This is a genomic window from Hymenobacter sp. (assembly GCF_036388155.1).
Lineage (GTDB): Bacteria > Bacteroidota > Bacteroidia > Cytophagales > Hymenobacteraceae > Hymenobacter.
The window spans coordinates 111,314-131,124 of the sequence record NZ_DASVSI010000066.1 but is presented as its reverse complement, the minus strand read 5'-3'; the positions used below and the strand labels follow the sequence as shown (position 1 = coordinate 131,124).

The 19,811-nt window shown below is 55.4% G+C and carries 17 protein-coding genes; 2 read left to right on the top strand and 15 right to left on the bottom strand.

Annotated elements, in window-relative coordinates; translation table 11 throughout:
- Window positions 1-71: 71 nt before the first annotated feature.
- From VF629_RS09830 to VF629_RS09800, 7 genes are all read right to left on the bottom strand, one after another.
- Window positions 72-650, bottom strand: a complete 579-nt coding sequence (locus tag VF629_RS09830) for a nucleotide exchange factor GrpE (protein ID WP_331058303.1) — start codon at window positions 648-650, stop codon at window positions 72-74.
- Window positions 651-1,176: 526 nt separating this feature from the next.
- Window positions 1,177-2,238, bottom strand: a complete 1,062-nt coding sequence (obgE, locus tag VF629_RS09825; protein ID WP_331058302.1) for a GTPase ObgE — start codon at window positions 2,236-2,238, stop codon at window positions 1,177-1,179.
- A gap of 162 nt (window positions 2,239-2,400) precedes the next feature.
- On the bottom strand, window positions 2,401-3,027 hold the full coding sequence (locus VF629_RS09820; RefSeq protein WP_331058301.1) for an adenylate kinase: 627 nt from the start codon (window positions 3,025-3,027) through the stop codon (window positions 2,401-2,403).
- A gap of 73 nt (window positions 3,028-3,100) precedes the next feature.
- Window positions 3,101-3,640 carry a phosphoribosyltransferase gene (locus tag VF629_RS09815; protein WP_331058300.1) on the bottom strand — a complete coding sequence of 180 codons (540 nt, stop codon included), beginning with the start codon at window positions 3,638-3,640 and terminating at the stop codon, window positions 3,101-3,103.
- Between the two features lie 272 nt (window positions 3,641-3,912).
- Window positions 3,913-6,153, bottom strand: a complete 2,241-nt coding sequence (locus tag VF629_RS09810) for a sodium-translocating pyrophosphatase (RefSeq protein ID WP_331058299.1) — start codon at window positions 6,151-6,153, stop codon at window positions 3,913-3,915.
- Window positions 6,154-6,240: 87 nt separating this feature from the next.
- Entirely contained in the window at window positions 6,241-7,440 is a 1,200-nt protein-coding gene (locus VF629_RS09805) for an acyltransferase (protein ID WP_331058298.1), read from the bottom strand.
- Between the two features lie 25 nt (window positions 7,441-7,465).
- Complete coding sequence (locus tag VF629_RS09800) at window positions 7,466-8,380, bottom strand: M20/M25/M40 family metallo-hydrolase (RefSeq protein WP_331058297.1); 915 nt, start codon at window positions 8,378-8,380, stop codon at window positions 7,466-7,468.
- A 216-nt stretch (window positions 8,381-8,596) separates the two neighbouring features.
- Here VF629_RS09800 and VF629_RS09795 point away from each other — a divergent pair, with 216 nt between their 5' ends.
- Complete coding sequence (locus VF629_RS09795) at window positions 8,597-9,754, top strand: tol-pal system protein YbgF (RefSeq protein WP_331058296.1); 1,158 nt, start codon at window positions 8,597-8,599, stop codon at window positions 9,752-9,754.
- 6 nt (window positions 9,755-9,760) lie between these two features.
- Window positions 9,761-11,122, top strand: a complete 1,362-nt coding sequence (locus tag VF629_RS09790; protein WP_331058295.1) for a hypothetical protein — start codon at window positions 9,761-9,763, stop codon at window positions 11,120-11,122.
- A gap of 23 nt (window positions 11,123-11,145) precedes the next feature.
- Here VF629_RS09790 and VF629_RS09785 read toward each other — a convergent pair whose 3' ends face one another.
- The 8 genes from VF629_RS09785 to VF629_RS09750 all read right to left on the bottom strand — a co-directional run bounded on the left by VF629_RS09785 (window position 11,146) and on the right by VF629_RS09750 (window position 19,795).
- Window positions 11,146-12,219 (bottom strand): glycosyltransferase family 4 protein, encoded by a 1,074-nt coding sequence (locus VF629_RS09785; protein ID WP_331058294.1) that lies wholly within the window; start codon window positions 12,217-12,219, stop codon window positions 11,146-11,148.
- Window positions 12,220-12,223: 4 nt separating this feature from the next.
- Window positions 12,224-13,360 (bottom strand): dTDP-4-amino-4,6-dideoxygalactose transaminase, encoded by a 1,137-nt coding sequence (rffA, locus tag VF629_RS09780; protein WP_331058293.1) that lies wholly within the window; start codon window positions 13,358-13,360, stop codon window positions 12,224-12,226.
- Window positions 13,361-13,425: 65 nt separating this feature from the next.
- Entirely contained in the window at window positions 13,426-14,187 is a 762-nt protein-coding gene (locus VF629_RS09775; protein ID WP_331058292.1) for a GNAT family N-acetyltransferase, read from the bottom strand.
- Window positions 14,188-14,213: 26 nt separating this feature from the next.
- Window positions 14,214-15,161: a glycosyltransferase family 2 protein gene (locus VF629_RS09770; RefSeq protein WP_331058291.1), complete on the bottom strand. Its 948-nt coding sequence runs from the start codon at window positions 15,159-15,161 to the stop codon at window positions 14,214-14,216.
- 136 nt (window positions 15,162-15,297) lie between these two features.
- On the bottom strand, window positions 15,298-16,551 hold the full coding sequence (locus VF629_RS09765) for a glycosyltransferase (RefSeq protein WP_331058290.1): 1,254 nt from the start codon (window positions 16,549-16,551) through the stop codon (window positions 15,298-15,300).
- Window positions 16,552-16,617: 66 nt separating this feature from the next.
- Window positions 16,618-17,844 carry a glycosyltransferase gene (locus VF629_RS09760; RefSeq protein WP_331058289.1) on the bottom strand — a complete coding sequence of 409 codons (1,227 nt, stop codon included), beginning with the start codon at window positions 17,842-17,844 and terminating at the stop codon, window positions 16,618-16,620.
- A gap of 13 nt (window positions 17,845-17,857) precedes the next feature.
- Complete coding sequence (locus tag VF629_RS09755; protein ID WP_331058288.1) at window positions 17,858-18,769, bottom strand: glycosyltransferase family A protein; 912 nt, start codon at window positions 18,767-18,769, stop codon at window positions 17,858-17,860.
- Window positions 18,770-18,784: 15 nt separating this feature from the next.
- Window positions 18,785-19,795 (bottom strand): hypothetical protein, encoded by a 1,011-nt coding sequence (locus VF629_RS09750; RefSeq protein ID WP_331058287.1) that lies wholly within the window; start codon window positions 19,793-19,795, stop codon window positions 18,785-18,787.
- Window positions 19,796-19,811 lie beyond the last annotated feature (16 nt).

The window sequence follows — 19,811 nt, the reverse complement described above, 5'->3', positions numbered from 1 at the left end:
CTCGGGAGAGATGCTTCGACTTCGCTCAGCATGACCGCCTCTATTTATTGTTCTGAATCCAAACCTTGAAATTACTGCCCAAGCACCACTTTAGCGTGGCGAATTACTTTGTCGCCTAAATAATAGCCTTGCTCCACCACGTCCACAATTTTGCCTTTCAGGTCGTCGCTGGGCGCGGGAATCTGGGTGATGGCTTCGTGCAATTCAGCATCAAAGTCGCCGCCCTTGGCTTCCATGGCGGTCAAACCCTTTTGCTGGAGCATTTTGTTCAGTTTGTTCTGAATAATGTCGATGCTTTCGCGCACGGCGTTAGCGTCTTCGGTGGCGGCGGTGGCGTTGCGGGCGCGCACGAAGTCGTCGAGCACGGGCAACAAGGCCGTCATCAGCTCCTGGTTGGCAGTTTTGAACAGTTCAATCCGCTCCTTGGTGGTGCGGCGCTTGTAGTTCTCAAACTCGGCAGCCAAGCGCAGGTACTTGTCCTTGAGGTCAGTCAACTCGGCATCGGTGCGGTTGGCTTCGACCCCGGGTGCGCCGGTTGCCGTCATGTTGGGGTCGGTGCTGCCACCGTCAACATCGGTCATTTCGCCAGCTACGTGGCCGGTTTCAGCGGTCAGGTTGTCGTCCTGGGGCAGGTTAGTTTCGTCAGCCATTTTGGGAAAGATTCGTCGGAAAGGGTTTTTCACGGGGTTAGCCGGTTAGTCACTTGGCGGGCGCAAGGAACCTGCCAAAGGCATTAGGGTGACAGTTTGACACAACGTTTCCTAATCGGTGTTTCTACCTTGCTCCGGCAAATAGCCAAGCCATGAAAGTTAAACTTACCCGAGACAGTGTCGCGATGGGCGACGACTGTGATGCTCCACACGAGAAAATCATCGCCGTACCAGATTCGGCGAGCATCAGAGAAATCATACAGGTTGTTCTACACTCTAGGTACCTGGCTCAAATTGCTGGTGGCAAAGCCACTTGGTCGGTTACATCCCGAATTCCCGTGGCAATAGTGGCTCAGCAATGGGCCGAACCAAAGATGCTGGGCGATGCTTCAGTGCCTCGCTCCTTGCTGTTCTCTGAGGGTATGCTAGTTCTGCATTTCGCCTATCACACGCAGGAAGACCCGAACTTGGTGTACGGGCAGTTCCTTGAGCGCCGAAATCCTTCAGCGAAAATTACCCATATGGCTTACGAGGGCCAGGCCTCTTGGTCCTCTTCACCGAGGCCTTGACGTTTGGTCGGGGCCGCGTCACGACGCGTTTCCTCCAGCGCCTTCCAAATCATGTCCTTCAGCGGCGTGATGTTCTTGTTGGTCAGGCTGGAAATGAAGATGGACGGCACGTCCGCCGGCAGCGTCTGCCGTATCTCGGCCTCTAGCTCCTCGTCAATCATGTCGGACTTGGTGATGGCCAGGAGACGCTTCTTATCCAGCAGCTCGGGGTTGAACTGCTCCAATTCGTTCACCAACACTTGGTACTCAGCCGCAATGTCGGGGCTGTCGCAGCTTATCATAAAGAGCAGCATGGAGTTGCGCTCGATGTGACGCAGGAAGCGAGTGCCCAGGCCCTTGCCCTCGGCCGCGCCCTCGATGATGCCGGGAATGTCGGCCATCACGAAAGATTTGTAGTCGCGATAGGCCACCACGCCCAAATTGGGCACCAGCGTGGTGAAGGCGTAGTCGGCAATTTTGGGCTTGGCCGCCGACACCACCGACAGCAGCGTGCTTTTGCCCGCGTTGGGGAAGCCCACGAGGCCCACGTCGGCCAGCAACTTCAGCTCCAGGATGATGATGGCTTCGATGGCCGGCTCACCGGGCTGGGCGTATTGGGGGGCTTGGTTGATGGAGTTCTTGAAATGGTCGTTGCCCCAGCCGCCGCGGCCGCCGGGCACAAGCACGAGCCGCTGGCCGTGCTCCGTGATTTCCAGCAACTGCTCGCCCGATTCGGCGTCGCGGGCCACCGTGCCGAGGGGCACTTGCAGCACAATGTCTTCGCCTTGCGCGCCGCTGCGCAGGTTTTCGCCGCCGCCCTCGCCGTCTTTGGCAAACACGTGCTTCTGGTACTGCAGGTGCAGCAGGGTCCAAAGCTGGGAGTTACCCTCCAGGATGATGTGGCCGCCGCGGCCGCCGTCGCCGCCGTCGGGGCCGCCGTTGGGCAGGCCCTTGGCCCGGAAAAAATGGTGCGAACCCGCGCCGCCCTTGCCCGAGCGACAGATGAGTTTGACGTAGTCGATGAAGTTATTAGAAGCCACAGGAATTGGAGTTAAGGCTAAAAACGGTCATCCTGAGCGCAGCGAAGGACCTTGTGCTAGTCGAACGATTCGCAATAACGCTAAACCGTGCAACCGTGATAAGGTCCTTCGCTGCGCTCAGGATGACAGTCGTGTTAAAACAGTCGTGTTGAAAGTGTAAAGTTACGCCTTCACCTCGCTTGTGGCCTGCGCCGGGCTTTCGGGCACGGCCGGCTTGTGCTGGTCGATGATGGCGCAAATCTGCTCGAAGATGCTGTCGATGGCTCCGATGCCGTTGAGGGCGTGGAATTTCTTTTGGGCGGCGTAGTAGCCGGCCACCTGGGCGGTTTCGGTGTTATACACCGTCACGCGGCGGCGGATTTTGCTTTCGTCCTGGTCGTCGGGGCGGCCGCTGGTTTTGCCGCGCTCGAGCAGGCGGGTCACCAATTCTTCCTCGGCCACCTCCAGGGCCACCATGCAATTGATGCCGCTGTCGTGCTGCTGCATCAACTGGTCGAGGCGCTCGGCCTGGGGCACGGTGCGCGGGAAACCGTCGAAAATGAAGCCGCCGGCGGTGGCTTTGTTGCTTTGCAGGGCGTGGTCAATCATGCCAATCACCACCTCGTCGGGCACCAGCAGGCCTTCGTCCATGAGCTTCTTGGCTTTGAGGCCGAGTTCGGTGCCTTGGGTAATCTGGGCGCGCAGCAAATCGCCAGTGCTCAGGTGCACAAGGTTGTACTTGGTGATGAGTTTCTGGCTCTGGGTTCCTTTGCCGGCACCGGGCGGGCCGAACAGCACGATATTCAACATGAACGAGAGAGTTGCGCGAGAGGGAAAGGGTTGGTGGGTTTGGGCAAGTTAATCAATCAGTAACAAAGGCCGGTTATACGGCCACGTACACGTCGGGCAGGTTGCGCCCCAAGCCGTCGTAGTCGAGGCCGTAGCCCACCACGAAGTCGTTGGGGATTTCCAGGGCCACGTAGCGCAGGTCGAGCTGGTGCTTCAGGCTTTCGGGCTTGAAGAACAGCGTGGCTATTTCCACCGAGGCGGGGCCTTTGGCCTGCAGCGTGGGCAGCAGGTGGTGCATGGTGGTGCCAGTGTCCACGATGTCTTCGATGATGATGAGGTCCCGGCCCTGCACGTCTTCGCGCAGGCCCAGCACTTCTTGCACCACGCCGCTGCTGGCCGTGCCCTCATACGAGGCCACGCGGATAAAGACGATTTCGCACTCGCCGATGTACCGTTTCAGCAAATCGGAAGCAAACATGAACCCGCCCGTGAGCACCACCACAAACAGGGGCCGGCGCCCCGCGTAGTCGGCGCTGATACGCGTCGCGAGGCGGGCCACGGCCTCATCCAGATGAGCAGCCGATAGATACGGCCGGAAAGCTTTGTTGTGGATGGTGATGTGGGAGTTACCCATGCGGTGCTAGGAGAATGTGCCACAAAGCTACTGTCTGAACCACGGATTCATGCGGATTGGTCGGATTTCGCGGATTTTGTGGACGCCATAAGTTGTGTACTTGTAAGAAAAAGGCCGCCCCAAGGGGCGGCCTTTTTTTATGGGATTTCGTAAAGCTGAAGTTCGTACAGTGTGACGCTTCGGCAGAGTAGATGCGGGACCTAATCAAGGAAACGGGTAACGTCCACAAAATCCGCGAAATCCGACCAATCCGCATGAATCCGTGGTTCAGATTACCTCACTTCCTGGAGCGCCGTGTAAATCACGCGCAAGGCTTTGGGAGCAAACGTGCTGGCGTAGCGCACATGCGGGCGGCTAACCTGCTCGATGCGCTCGTTCTCAAGCTTGGCCGGGGCCATGCCGCGCTCGCCGCTCTTTTCAGCGATGTGGGGCGCAATCACCAATGACACAATGCTCATCAGCTTGATGAGGATGTTCATGCTGGGGCCGGAAGTGTCCTTGAAGGGGTCGCCCACGGTATCGCCCGTTACCGAAGCCTTGTGCGCGTCCGAGCCTTTGTATTCCATCTTGCCGTTCACCATTACGCCTTTTTCGAAGGACTTCTTGGCGTTGTCCCAGGCGCCACCGGCGTTGCTCTGGAACATGGCCATCAGCACACCACTCACCGTGACGCCGGCCAGCAGACCACCCAGCACTTTCGGCCCAAATAAGAAGCCGATGATGATGGGCGTAAGCAAGGCAATGGCACCGGGCAAAATCATTTCGCGAATGGCCGCCTGGGTCGAAATGGCCACGCATTTCTCGTACTCCGGCCGGCCCGTGCCTTCCATAATGCCCGGAATCTCGCGGAACTGGCGGCGCACTTCCTGCACCATGGCCATGGCCGCGCGGCCCACCGCCGCAATGGCAAGGGCCGAGAATATGAACGGAATCATGGCGCCCACGAAAAGACCGGCCAGTACTTCCGCATTCGAAATGTCAATAGTGTCGATGTGCGCCGTGCCCATGAAGGCGGCAAACAGCGCCAGCGAAGTCAGCGCCGCCGAAGCAATGGCAAAGCCCTTGCCCGTGGCGGCGGTGGTGTTGCCCACAGCATCCAGAATGTCGGTGCGCTCACGCACTTCCTTGGGCAATTCGCACATTTCAGCAATGCCGCCGGCGTTGTCGGCAATGGGACCGAAGGCGTCAATGGCCAATTGCATGGCTGTGGTGGCCATCATGCCTGCCGCCGCGATAGCCACCCCATAAAGGCCAGCCGCTTTGAAGCTCAGCACAATGCCTGCGGCCAGCACCAAGATGGGCAGCACCGTCGATTCCATGCCCACGGCCAAGCCGCCGATGACGGTGGTGGCGTGGCCAGTGCTGCTTTGCTGCACAATGCTGTTCACCGGGCGCTTGCCCATGGCGGTGTAGTACTCAGTGATGATGCTCATGAGCGTGCCCACAATCAGGCCTACCACGACGGCGTAGAACACGTGCAGGGCATCGAAGCTAATGCCACGAATGGTGAACGTGCCCGAAGGCAAAATCCACATGATGAGGAAGTACGAAGCCACGGCCGAGACAATCACCGAAATGTAGTTGCCCAGGTTAAGCGCGCCTTGCACGTTGCCACCCTCTTTCACCCGCACGCACAGGATGCCGATGAGTGAGGCAATGATGCCCATGCCGGCAATGGCCATGGGCAGAAAAATGGGCGACAAGCCGCCAAACTGGTCGTTGGTGACGGCCACTTCCCGGCCCAGCACCATGGTTGCCAGGATGGTGGCCACGTAGGAGCCGAACAAGTCGGCGCCCATGCCGGCCACGTCGCCCACGTTGTCGCCCACGTTGTCGGCGATGGTGGCGGGGTTGCGGGGGTCGTCCTCGGGAATGCCGGCTTCTACTTTGCCCACGAGGTCGGCGCCCACGTCGGCAGCCTTAGTGTAAATACCGCCGCCCACGCGGGCAAACAGGGCAATGCTTTCGGCACCCAGCGAGAAGCCGGTGAGAACCTCCAGGGCCTTTTCCATTTCCTGGCCGGTGGCCAGGCCGCTGGGCACAAACATCTTATAGAACACAATAAACAACGAGCCCAGGCCCAGCACGGCCAAGCCAGCCACGCCCATCCCCATAACCGAGCCGCCCGAAAACGACACATTCAGCGCTTTACTCAGACTGGTTTTGGCGGCCTGCGCGGTGCGCACGTTGGCCTTGGTGGCAATCTTCATCCCGATGAAACCAGCCAAAGCCGAAAACACAGCGCCAATCAAAAAAGCGATGACGATGACAGGACTGGAGTTGCCGCTGGTAGAACCCAAGTAAAACAGAAACGCTCCGGCAATCACCCCAAACAGGGCCAGCACTTTGTATTCGGCTTTGAGAAAGGCGACGGCCCCGTCGGCGATGTAGCCGGCAATGGTGGTCATGCGCGCATCGCCCGCATCCTGCTTGGTTACCCAACCAGCGCGCAGCCACGTGTAGAGTAACGCGAAAATGCCCAACGCGGGCACGGCGTAAAGATATGGGGTCATAAAAAGCGGGAATGAACTGAAAGAGAGAGAGTATGTGGTTTCTGGCCCGCAAAATAGCGGAAATTGCCAGTAATACCACTTTCTTCGTCAGGTCCCCCGGAAATAGCGTACCGCCAATCGTTCGGTTATCAAGTAAAGTGCATAACATCCAGCGGTTACCAATGGAATACCCACCCAATAGTACCGAGGGTAGTTGATAAGGTCACCTGTTAGAGTTACCAATCCGACGTAGCACAGTATTAATAGAGGAAAATGGTAGAGGTATAGTGAGAAACTAAAAATACCTATTTCGTGAAACAAACGAACCAATGCGTTCTGGCGGCTTACCCGACCAGCCAGCAACACCGACGCACCCAGCACCGCCAGCAACGAAGCTAACGGTCCAGAAACCATCCGTATATGCAATGCAGCCACTCCAATCAGTGCTAGGAACAACGCTCCTAGCCCGAAGGTGAGGAGCATTCCGTTGGCACGGCGGAAGGCATCCAGCCACTTGGGCCGGGTGGTAACGATGTCGTAGAGCCCAACGCCTAAGGCAAAATATCCATTAAACAGAAATACGAATGACCCTAAAAAACCGGTTTCGGTTTGAACACTGGGAGCCACTATGCCGAAAAAATAGCAAGCCGCCGAAATGGCGTAGTAATACCGAACTTTCCAAAAAGCTAACGGCACCGATAAGTAAAAAAGCGCTTCGGGCAACAACGACCAGTACACGTTATTGTAGCCAAAGAATTGGTCGCCTAATCTTAAAAAACCCAGCGCCCGCGGTGCCGATTCGAGCGAGAATGGGCGCAACTCGTTCCAAGCACTTAGCAAGCCGGCATTTAACTCCCGCCCTGGTGCCGTAGTCAGCACTCTCGAGTGCGCATAGGCTACGTAAATTAACACGGCCGCACTTAGCACCAACGAAGCGAGGTATGGTGGGTAGATGCGCACGGCGCGATTTAGATAAAAACGAAGTGTTGGACGATGCTTTTTCAACTGGGCATACCGGATAAAAAACCCTGATAGCACAAAAAAGAAAATAACCATTTCGTAGCCGGCCGAGCTCAGCATGTCGCAAACGAAGGCACCGTACTGCAGCAGGCCCCATGTAGCCTTCGGAATTGCCCTCAGGTACTCATTTCCCCCGGACCACAACAGATACTTAGCGTGGTAGATAACCACGTAAAAAGCGCAAAATCCTCGCAATGCGTGCAGTATGTCTAGTTCTTGATAGCTCAGTGGCCGAGGAATAATGGTTTTTTCTTCATTTGTCGATACTGCAGATAATCTATTACTCATAAGCGACAAAGGTAAAAGCTTGATTCTACAACTCCCGCATCAGCACCCGGTAAAGCGCGAGCATGCCGGCAATGTCCCGCTTGTCGACCAACTCATTGGGCGAGTGCACGTGGTCTTCGGGCGCGCCCACGAAGCACCAGTCCCACGGAGCAGCGGCGCGCTGCAGTTCTTTGGCATCGGAGCCTCCGCCGCCTTCTACTTCCAACTGGTGAGGAATGCCCGAGGCCGCCGCAACAGCCCGAATGCGGTCGACGTAAGCACGGCGCGGAATGAGGGAATCCCGCAGCGAGATGGCGCAGCCTTGGCCCGCGTGCACACCTTCGGTCACCCAGGTAATGTCGGAAATCAGGGCTTGGCGCACCCCGTACGCCTCGTAGATGTAATTGGCCAGGTAGGCCACCGAACCGCCGCCGTGCTCCTCCCAACAGGAAAACGCCACCACGCCGTGCTCCAACGTTTCGCACAGGCGCAGGGCATTCCACACGCCCAGGCGATTGTCGAGGTAACAGCTTTGAACGGTGGTTTCCGTTTCGCGAAAATCGCAGTAGAACGTCAGCTCCGTGCCGCGTTCAATTTCGCGGTGGAACGCGTAGCCCAGTTCGCCGGTTTCCTCGTCAATAGTTAGTGTACAATCTATCCGTCCTTGCGAATCCTCCCCTACCAGGCGGTAGCCGGCTTCGGCCTGCGGCCCGCCGATGCGCACCAGTTGCCGGCCGTAGCGCACCGTGAACCCGATGCTGTCCAAATGGGCAAATACGGCCGTACGGGGCTGGCCGAACACCAGCAGCAAGCAGTCCTGAAACCGCTCGTCGGCGATGACCTGGGGTTGGTGCGCCCAAGTGGCCTGGTGTTGGCGCACGTAGTCGAGTACGAACCGGGTGAGAGCGACTTCGTTGCCGGCGGGGGCCGGCACGCGGCAAAGGGCGTGCAGCAGTTGCATAAGGAAAGGGGATTCTGCCCAAAGCTAGGCCAAAGTCCGTACTTTAGCAGGCCCGTTTGCCCAGCCCATCTTTCACCAGTGGCTGAAAAACGGGTTGGGCCTGCCTTCGACTTTCTATCTATGTTGCGTTCGCTGTGTTGTATCTGCTGGGGGCTGCTCTTGATGCCGTTGCTGGGCAGGGCTCAAACCCCCGATACATTCCGAACCCCGCCCCCCATGGGCACCGTGGCCCTCGACACGGTGGGCGTGCTGCCGTCGGCCATCGACACCAAGGGCTGGCTCCTGCTGGACAAGGACATCCAACTGGAGCTGGACGGAGCGGTGCACAACATCTACAACTTCAAATACGACCGGGCCGAGAAGCAATTCCGCTCGTTGCGGCGGCGGTACCCCAACCACCCCATGCCCTATTTTCTGCTGGGGCTGAGCACGTGGTGGAAAATTATGCCGACCAACTTCCAGGCCATGCAGTACGACAAGACCTTCTTCGCATACATGGACACGGCCGTGACCAAAGCCCAGAAGCTCTACGATACTGACAACAACAACTACGAAGCTAGCTTCTTCCTCTCGGCAGCGTACGGGTTTGATGCCCGCCTCCACGCCGAGCGGCACGACTGGCGCAAGGCCACCGTGGGAGCCCGGCGCTCTCTCAACTACCTCAAGAAGAGCCAGGAAGCCAACGGCCTAAGCCCGGAGTTTCAATTCGGACAAGCACTGTTTAACTACTACGCCGTCTGGATTCCCGACAACTACCCCCTGCTCAAACCCGTGCTGCTGTTTTTTCCCAAAGGCGACAAAAAACTCGGCATGCAGCAGCTCCGGAGCGTGGCCAACAACGGCTTTTACACCGCTACCGAAGCGCGGGTATTTCTCATGCGCATCCTCAAAAACGAGGAAAACAACGCCGAAGAAGCCATGCCCGTGGCCAAATATCTGGCCACTACCTTCCCTGACAACGGCTACTTTCAACGTTTTTACGCCCTGCTGGCCTACGACCAAGGCGAGTTTGCCGACTGCGAGCGGGTGAGCCGCGACATCCTGGACAAGATAAACAAGGGCATGCCCGGCTACGAAGGCATCAGCGGGCGCTACGCCAGCTACTTCCTGGGGTATTTGATGCAGAACCGCTACCGCGACATCGCAAAGGCCAAGGACTACTACCAGCGGTGCATTGTATTTTCGGAGAGCACCGGGGACACTTCCGGCGGTTTTTATTTGTTCGCCAACATGAACTTGGCGCGTTTGGCCGTGAAGGATAAGGATTTGAATGCAGCCAAGCGCTACTACGCCGTGGTGGCCGACAAAGCCGACCGCAAGTCGGCGCAGTACAAGGAGGCCAAGGACTGGCTGAAGAAAAACGGCAAGGCCTGACGCATTATGGAAACAGCCGACCTTTTTCTTGCTCCTTTCTATTTATTGATTCTATACGGGCTAGCGTTTTGGGTTCGTCCGGCCGTCACCAACCGGTTCACCAAGCAATTCTTTATTCCAGCCCTTACCCTCAAATTTGTGGGTGCTATTGGGCTGGGACTTATTTATCAGTTTTACTATAAAGGAGGTGATACATTCAACTATTTTTATCACTCCAAAGTTATTCATGCGGGCTTCGACCGTTCTTTTTCCACTGGCTGGAAGTTACTGCTCGACAATGGCGGCGACAATGTTCCCGAAACTGCTCCATTTGTTGCAAGCATGTTTTGGCATCAGGCTGGTTCTACTGAATACTTGGTTTCGCGCGTTACTGCTTTTTTAGGTTTATTCTGTTTTAACAATTATACGGTTATTGCGCTGTTTTTTGCAACTATCAGCTTCAGCGGCATGTGGGCAATGTTCATGACCTTTGCCAAAATTAGACCTCACGTATACAAAGAGCTTGGCTGGACAGTATTTTACATCCCGTCGGTCTTTTTTTGGGGCTCGGGCCTGCTAAAGGATTCTTTGTGCTTGGGCGCACTGGGGTGGGTTTTTTACGCTCTGTATCGGGGTGCTATTCAACGACAAGCCATCCTTAAATGCGGCCTTATTGGCTTCATTGCTGCGTATGCGCTATTTTCAATTAAAGTATATATCCTGCTTTGCTTTTTACCTGCAGCGCTCATATGGGTATTCAACGAAACCAATGCCCGCATCAAAAACAGTACACTTCGCCTAATTGCTCGGCCACTGTTTCTGTCTTTGGGAGGGGTACTGGCCTTTTATGCAGCAACTAATCTTACAAAGGGCGACGATAAATACGATGTGGATAAAATAGGAGAGCGCAGCAAAATCACCGCCGATTACCTTTACCAGCAAAGTGTGCTACAGGAGGGCTCAGGGTACTCCCTCGGTGAATTAGATGGCAGCATTGGAAGTATGGTCAAACTGGCTCCGCAGGCCATTGGCACCTCACTTTTTCGGCCTTTCCTATGGGAAGCACGCAACCCTGTGATGCTGTTGTCCGCATTGGAAAGCACATTTTTTTTATTGTTTACTCTGCGCATTTTTTGGCGCACCGGCGTCACTCGTACGTTTGGCGTCATTGGCCAGAACCCCGTTTTACTCTTGTGCTTTGTCTTCGCCCTCGTATTCGCGGCTTCTGTGGGCATCACTAGTTCTAATTTTGGCACCTTGGTGCGTTATAAAATTCCGCTAATTCCATTTTATCTGGGGGGCCTCTATATTTTAAGAAACTTGACAAAATCAAATTCTTCCCAACGACAAACGCAAGCCCGAATTGCCAAGAGCCCTCAACTTGCTTAAGTTGATTGCCTCTTATCTTATTCTCATTGAAAAAGGCCAAGGAAATTTGCGGTATTGGATTGCACCGAATACCGTTGCTCAACGGTTGCGCGCGCAGCTTGCCCAAGGCGCTGGCGGAGTCCGGCCTCATCAAGTAGCAACCGCAAAGCAGCTTCCCAGTCGGCCAGAGTTGTGCACACAAATCCGTTAATGCCTTGCTGCACCACTTCTGTGTTCATTCCTATGGGGGAAACCAATGCGGGAATGCCCAATGCCATGTATTGCAGAGCTTTAAAGGCGCATTTGCCCATAGCCCATGCGTCATTCTCTAAGGGCATCAATCCCACATGAAAACCCAACAGGTCGGCAATTTCTGTGTCTTTACGCCATGGCAAGAACACCAGCGAACGAAGCGGCAGCGTCGGTGGCTGATTTGAAATAACGCGAAATTCAAATTCCAACCCTTCTGCTTCCAGTTTGGCCAGCACCGGCGCCACTTGTTCAAGATACTTAAGGGTGGAATGTGTGCCGGTCCAACCTATCACGAGGCGGCCAGGAGCGGTTTGGTCGCGCACCTGGTTGTGTAACCGTTCCGTGTCAATTGTGGTAGGGTTAACCACCGCCCGTGGGTTGAATTGCCGCGCGTAGCCAGCCAAATATGCGTTGCCTGAGCTGATTTTGTGGGCCCACTTACAAATAGAAGCCACTTTGTGGTGCCATTTAAGGCCACCAGCTAATTTATTTGCTTCCGAAGTATTAGCCAACCAGATTGCATCGTCAAAATCGTAGATAATCTTCTTGAGTAGCACTTTGGCAATAATCCACTCAAAAATAGGTGGACCGATGGGGGCCGCTTCGCGGTGAATAAATACAAAATCATAGTTGGATGCGGCAAACAACAGTAAAAAACGATGCCACATTCCTGCCAAAATCCCCCAGGCTTTGCGTGCGGTTTGCCCTGGTTTGTAGAGAATGGCCCATGTAGCTTCGTTAAGAAAGGGCGCAATTTTATAGCTATGCCCATGATTAATAAGTTCGTCCAAGTATTGTTCGAAGCGGAAACGTTGCGAGGGCGCGCGGCCGTGAGGATAAGGAACTATGAAAAGGATGTTTGCCATCAACTTAATGATTCTTATAAAAGCTTAATACTCCGTCAATTATTCGGTACTGCAAGTCAGCATTGAGCTCGTAGTATAGCGGTAGTCGCAGAATGCAATTGCTATAATGGTCCGCCCAAGGCAAGGTGCGCCCGTCGTGTTTGGCGGCGTAGTAGGGGCTGCTGTGCAGCGGTAAATAATGAAACACCGCGAGTATCTGCCGCTCCTTCAGGTGGTCGATAAGCGCGGTGCGCTCGGCAAGGGTACGGCAAACGAGGTAGAACAGGTGCCAATTGTTGGTGGCGTAGGCGGGCAGCGCCGGCAGCCCGACTCCCTGGGCAACCAACGAACGAAACGCTTCATAATACGCCTGCCAAATGGTTTTGCGGCGCGCCTGAATGTTCGTCAACTGCTCTAGTTGGGCATACAGATACGCCGCGATGATGTCAGAAGGCAAGAAACTGGACCCCACGTCCACCCACCCGTACTTGTCAACCTCGCCCCGAAAGAACGACGAGCGATTGGTGCCTTTCTCTCGGATGACTTCGGCGCGCTGCGCAAACCGGGCGTCATTGATGGACAACATTCCGCCCTCACCGGCAGTGATATTTTTCGTTTCGTGAAACGAGAAAGCCGCCAGTGAGCCGATGGTGCCCAACGGCCGGTTGTTGTAAAAGCTGTCGATGGCCTGCGCAGCATCTTCTATTACTGCCAGGCCATGGCGCGAGGCCACGGCCTGGATGGCGTCCATGTCGCAGGCGATGCCGGCGTAATGCACCGGCACAATGGCGCGAGTACGCGGCGTCACCAACTCAGACAAACAAGCGGGGTCGATGTTGGGATTAACGGCGGTGCTGTCGGCAAACACAATGTTGGCTCCGCGGAGAACAAAAGCGTTGGGCGTGCTCACAAAGGTGAAGGACGGAACAATGACTTCGTCGCCGGGCCGCAAGTCCAGCAACAAGGCAGCCATTTCGAGAGCGTCCGTGCAGCTGGTGGTGAGCAATACTTTGTTGAAACCCAATTGTTCCTCAAAGAACCGGTGACACCGCTGGGTAAACATGCCGTCGCCAGAAATTTTGCCAGACCGCACAGCCTCCTCAATGTAGCGGGGTTCGAGACCTGATAAGTACGGTTTATTAAATGGAATGCTGGGCAGCATATGCGGAGAAGACAGGAACTTTGGAAAGTTCGGGGCAAAGATAGGCCCGCCTGCGTCAGGGGGGGTTACAGCCAGAGGTGATAAACGTGCTCAACGGCAGCTTCCTGAAACCCACAGCGCCGGTAAAAGGTGCAAGCGCGCGCGTTGTCCAATTGGGTCACCACCTGCAACTCCTGTAAGCCCCAGGCAGCGGTTCGTTGCTTGGCAGCCTTTACTAACTGCTGCCCAATTCCTTGCCCTCGGCTCGGCTCGTCAACGGCTAGCAGCCCAATAGCGGCCCGCTGGTGCTTCACGCCAAGCGTAAGCAGTCCCAGTTCTTGAGCGGGGCCCTGAATCGGTGCTTTGGGAAACTCGACTATCAATACCTCCTGAGCCAATCTGTGGTTTAAAGAGTTACGCAGCCATTGCCTATACAAGCGAGCATAAACCGTTGGCTCAAACCGTGGGTCGAGCCGAAAACGCGAAAACTCCCCGCTTTGTAGGGCCAGGCTTTCCAAGGCAGTGGTCAATTGCGTGGCGGACCGAACAAACCGACTTAGTGGCTCCCCGGCCGTTTCCAACGGCACGACCGTGCAGAAAGTAACCTTGCGGTCGGCGAGCCATGCCCCGACCTGACGGGCGCTGGCGTTACTGAGCGCGTCGTCGGGCGCAGCCACTACGTACATCAACCGCTGGCCGGCTTTTCGCGCGCTTGCCATCACGCGGCGCAGTTCGTCGGCGTGGAGGGCCATGGCCTGTAGGCGCGACACCTCGTACCCGAGAAACTCACTGTCCCAGTGCACCCGCTCCCAGGTGTTAACCAGCGCATCTGCGTGAGGTAACTCCATTTGGTTGAACATTTTCGGTCCCCTCATTAATGCTTTGCTGGCTCTGTCTTGCAGTCCACCAAAAACAAGGGCCGGCCTTTTACTTCTTCAAACGTTTTACCCAAATACAAGCCCACAATGCCGAGCACTGAGAGCAGCAGGCCCGAAAAAAACCAGATGGACACCACCAAACTCGTGTAGCCCAACACAATGATTTTTCCGGTTGCAAAACGCCAGAGCGTCCATAGTACCAGCACGAAGGACCCCAACGAGATGACGAGGCCCAATTTGACCGTTATTCGCAAGGGCTTATCGGAATACGCCAAGATGATGTCCAGCGCCAAGTAAAAAAGGCTTTTGCAGCTATAGCTGCTGGCCCCCTCGGGCCGCTCAGCGTGTGTCACCGGCAACGAACCTGCCTGAAAGCCAACCCAGCGCACCATAGTTGGAAAATAACGAATGCTTTCGCGCATCGACAGTATGGCATCTATTACCTTGCGGTGATATACTCCAAAATTGGCAATGGCGGGGTCCTGGCTTGTTTCGGTGAGATAGGAGAGCCAGGCATAAAAAACCCGCGAGTAAGTACGCTTTACCCACGTGTCCTGGCGGTTTACCCGGTGCGCGAACACTAAGTCGTACTCCCCTGTTCGAGCATGCGCCAATAGCCGGGGAATCTCCTCCGGGCGGTCCTGTAAGTCACAATCCATGACCACCACCCACTCGCCGGTGCTATCTGCCAAACCCGCGGTAATGGCGCGGTGTTGCCCAAAATTTCGGGAAAGGCGGATACCCCGTACCCGCACGTCGCGGGCGGCCCGTGCTTGGATGCGGCCCCAAGCATCATCGGGCCCGCGGTCATCGACCAGAATAATTTCGTAATCTTCAGTAATAAGTCCTGCACTGGCCTGGATGCGGTCCACCAACTGGTCCACTAGGCTTTCGGCCTTGTAAACCGGGCTAACAATGGACAGAAAAGGGCGGCTTGTTGACAAAATAAAAACGGCCTGTGGGCCGCATCATGAGGGTGTCTTACTACGCAACCGCTACGGACAACTGGCACGCACCTGCTGGCGGAGACACTGTTATGCCATGTTGGTCAATGCATGAATCCCAATTAGTGCACACTTCTTAATGAAGGAAATTTTGTCCGTTTTCATCGAAAAACGTATGATAAGCTTCCCGTGCGCGGTTTATGTTACGATACCGCACGGCCAACTCATGAATCCGCTCACGGTAGGCGGGCTCTTCCATGAGCGAACTGAGGCGAACCAGGGCAGAGGCCAAGCTACCGGACTGGCTCAAGTCGAATACGGCCCCACCGCCTTCCGCAGCGATAATGGCCGAATCGTCACCAACCCCAGGCGTCACGAGAACGGGAAGGCCACTGGCCCAGTACTCACCGATTTTGATGGCTGAGCAGAACAACCGGCAGGGCGCCGGTCGAATAGGGGAGAAAGCAAAATTTGCAGCAGACAAGTAGTTTGGCACTTCTGCGTGAGGAGCCTTGGTCACGAAAGCCTTGTCGGCGCCTAATCCTACAGCCGCAAGCTTCAGGCGCACCTCCGCTTCTGAATGGGGGGTGAGGATAATGAGGCGGAAATTGGGTCCGAAATAGTCAGCGGCTGCCCGGAACAGCTCAAAGGCCTCTTCGTCGTAATAAATGTCGCCAAACTTGCCCACGTATATCCCCACAATCGTTTCAGGGGCAGCGTACTTAAGCTGCTGACGAATGCGTTGTCCGGCCACGGGGTCATACGCAAAAGCTTCCGCATTAACCGAGCAAGGCACCGTGACCACGCGGCCCGCCGGCACACCCTCTCGCAGAAGTTGTCGGCGGTAATTTTCGGCCACGGGCATCAGGCCGTGGGCCACTTGCTTCTGGCGCTTCTCCCAATACCGTTGAAATAGGTAACGCGGGTCGTATGTGTGCCACACCCCGGATTCGCGCATGTAATCAGCATGCGGCTCAAACGATTCGACGTAGAAAGGCAGCTTGGTTTTCTGCCAAACCAAGTAAGCAAGGGCCCCAGCTGGGGCGCCCCGAGCAATGATAAAATCAGGCTTAAAATCCGAAATGTGACGAATTATTTCTTTGGGAAAGCGAGAAAAATCCTCGATTTTGTTGATTATAATATTACGCCCCAAGCGAGAACGAAGCGGAGCATGCGAAATCTTTTCCGCTGGAAAATCTAAGCTAAATGGTAAATCAGCTTGCGCTTCGGCGCCACGCTCAACCGTGAGCAACCGAACAGCACCTACATCCGGCCGTTCTTGCAACAAGCGTAAATGCGGAAATACAGTGCTTGTGGTGAGCGAATCCTGCAGACCCCAATAACATAAAAACAATACCCTAAGGGGGCTACTTTCGGACAATTGCCGCATGAATTGAATGATTATACTAATAAACTGTAAAGCGTTGGCTACTTAGCAATAGAAATATACGAAGCCCTAAAACAGAAGCTTGTAGGCTGCTCGAGCCCCTTCTATTGAACGGTACCGAACGGCTAGCTCTCGCACGTTTTGTCGGTGGTCGGGATTGCCTAAAATTGTTTGAAGGTTCCTTAGAGCGGCGTTTACGCTACCAGGTTGAGATAAGTTGAACAGTGCCCCGCCACTTTCCTGCTGAATGATGTCGGAGTCATCGCCAACCCCTTCGGTGAGCAGAACGGGAAGGCCACTGGCCCAATATTCTCCTACTTTGATGGGCGACACATACGGAAGAGGACGGTGCAAACCGAACGCGAAATCGGCCGCGGATAAATAGTTAGGTACTTCGTCGAAAGGAACAAATACAACGGAAACCCGCTCGTTGTCCATGTTCGCTTCGTTCAGCTTAGTCCACAACTCGGTGGCTGGTTGCGGGCTCAGAATCAGCAAATAGAAGGTAGTGCCGAAATAATCAGCGGTTTCGCGAAAAAGCTGAAACGCTTCGGCGTCGTAATACATCCCGCCAAACTTGCCCACATACACCCCCACCATTGCTTCGGGCTGAATGCCCAATTGCTGGCGAAGCTGCTCGCGAGCTGCTGGCCGAAAAGCAAAATCTGTTAAATTGACGGAGCAAGGCACCGTGACCACTCGTTCGGGGGGCACGCCTTCCGCCAGTAAGCGACGGCGGTAGTTCTCGGCCACGGGCATCAGGCCCTGGGCGCTGCGCTTCTGCTGGTTTTCCCAATACTGCTGAAAGATATAGCGCGGGTCAAACCAACGCCACACCCCGGATTCGCGCATGTACTCCGCATGGGGCTCAAACGATTCGACGTAGTATGGCAGTTTAAGCTGCTTCCACACGAGGTACGCCAACGAGCCGGCAGGAGCGCCGCGGGCTAATATAAAGTTGGCGCGAAAAGCCTTAACGTGTTCTACCAACTTCCGGGGAAAACGGAGAAAATCGTCCGTTTTGTTAACCAACACCGACCTGCCACCTTGCGAAATCAGGGGCTCAAAAGTGATTTTGTGGGCTGGGAAAGGCAGCTTCAGCGTTGGTCTTGTTCCAGACGTGGCGTTGCGCTCAATGGTCACCAGCAGCACGGCTTCAATGTCGGCTCGCTCCTGCAATAGGCGCAGATGCGGCAGGACGGTGGCAGAAGTCAGGGGGTCCTGCAGGGGCCAGTAGCTGAGGAAGAGAATGCGCATCACGTAATCACAAGTCAGGCTTTGAGATAAAAGCAGCATTCAAAGAACGACATCAGCGCCCAAGGAGTTGTTTTACCCGTTGCACCGTGCGGTTGCTCACCAGGGTACGTAACAGCAATGCTACTGCTTGGTTCGCCGGCAGCCCCGGCACGGCGCGGCCCGCGTAACGCAAGGCCATTGCCCGGTGGCCGTCAATGTGGGCGTGGACAGCGCAAAGATAATACAAACGTGCCAATAGCTTTTTGCGCTGCTCAGCCGTCATGGCTAAATGCTGTTGCATCCAACCCGCAGCCAAATCGAGACGCCTCACCAGTCCTTCGTTGTCGGCGCGCATGGAGCGTTGGTCGTGGTCGTTCATGGTGAGTGTTACGGCGTCTACCAGTTGCACGACGTCGCCGTGCTGGGTATTTTCGAGTAAAAACATCCAGTCTTCCACGGCCGCGTACCTGCGGTCTTCCTCAAAAAGGCGCAAAGCGGGGTTGTCGCGTCGCACGCACACGTTGCAGGCGAGTGCATTGCCATTCAAGAAGGTGTCGAACCCCAGTTGGCCAGCGGGCAAGGAAGCCAAGTCGCTGGGTCGACGCTGCCCTGCGCGGTCGAAGTCGAATTTAGTGGCAATGAAATTGGGGCGCGCAAGTTGAGCAGTGATGGCGCTGTGCAGGGTAGCCAGATGGTTGGCGTGCAAGAGGTCGTCTGAGTCCAGAAACAGAACGTATTCGCCCAAAGCTCGGGCCAACCCGTAGTTTCGGGCCGCGCCCCTTTCCTCGTTTTGCTTGGGCAGGTAGCGCAACCGGGCATCGGAGATGGCAAGAACCACGTCAGCCGTGTTGTCCTTGCTCCCATCATCGACCACCAAGACTTCAAAATCCGGAAAGTCTTGTTGCAGCACGGAGCGAAGCGTAAGGCCAATCAGGTCGGCACGATTATACGTCGGGATGACAACGCTAAAGAATGGCACGGGCATGGGGACGGGCATAAACTACTCTACTTCACAGCCGAAGCTCAAGTATTTAGCTTTGAATAAATGAATCCACTTCTGCCATTCGACCACGCGAACGCGAGGGTCCCTGGTAGCCGTGAGGATGTCACCGAGATAAGACTCACTAAAATCCTTGGGGAAATTTTCCATCGCATCCAAACGGCCATGCAGCCACGCTTGGTTCAGATGGTGATTGAAAGCAAAAATATCGAACTCAACGCCTTTGTACATATTGCTGACCGACGTTATGAAAGAGGTTTTGGTCAACTCGACACGGCTTTTGGCGTAGCGGCCCCGCTGCTGCTTATACCACTGCCCTGCCTTTTGCAATTGTTGAACTTCGTCCACAAAAGCTTGTTCCCCGGCCCACAGGTGCATCCAATAAGCTTTGGTGAAAAAAGCTGAGGCGACGCCATACAACGTGTACAGCGGCAGTTGCCGCTGAAAATCGCCTCGCATAAACCGCAGCACCCCCAGCGACTGCAGCAACGAACGAACCTTAAAGCGGTCTAGGACCAACAGTTCGGACGCGAGGGGAATGGCGGGCTCGATTTCTTCCAGTTGGCTTCCCACCGGCTTCTTTTCGCCCATAATCACGCTGGGGTTGCCCAACCAACTGATTTTTACCAAATCCAGGCCATGCGTGTTCATGTCCTGCTCAATTTCGGCCAACGGCAAAGGGCCAGTTAGCCAAATATCGTCTTCTAACAACAGAAACACCGGCGAGCAACTGGTCACGTGCTGCAACCAGAAGCTTGTGGGAATGATGCGTTGGTCAAAGGTACGCTCGCCAGCAACGTGGCTGGCCAAGGCGGCAACTTTGGCCTCGTATAAGGGCGAGGTGTGGATGCGCACCTCGGGAAATAGCGTGCGGAGATGAAGCAAATACTCCGGCGGCGTGCCGTCGTCGAGCACTCTGATGGTAAACTCCCCTTCAACAAACCGATAAATGCTGCGCAGGCAGCGCTCCAAGTAGTAAGGGCGGTTAAATGATTTGATGACAATGTCCATCGGAGAGCAGAGACGA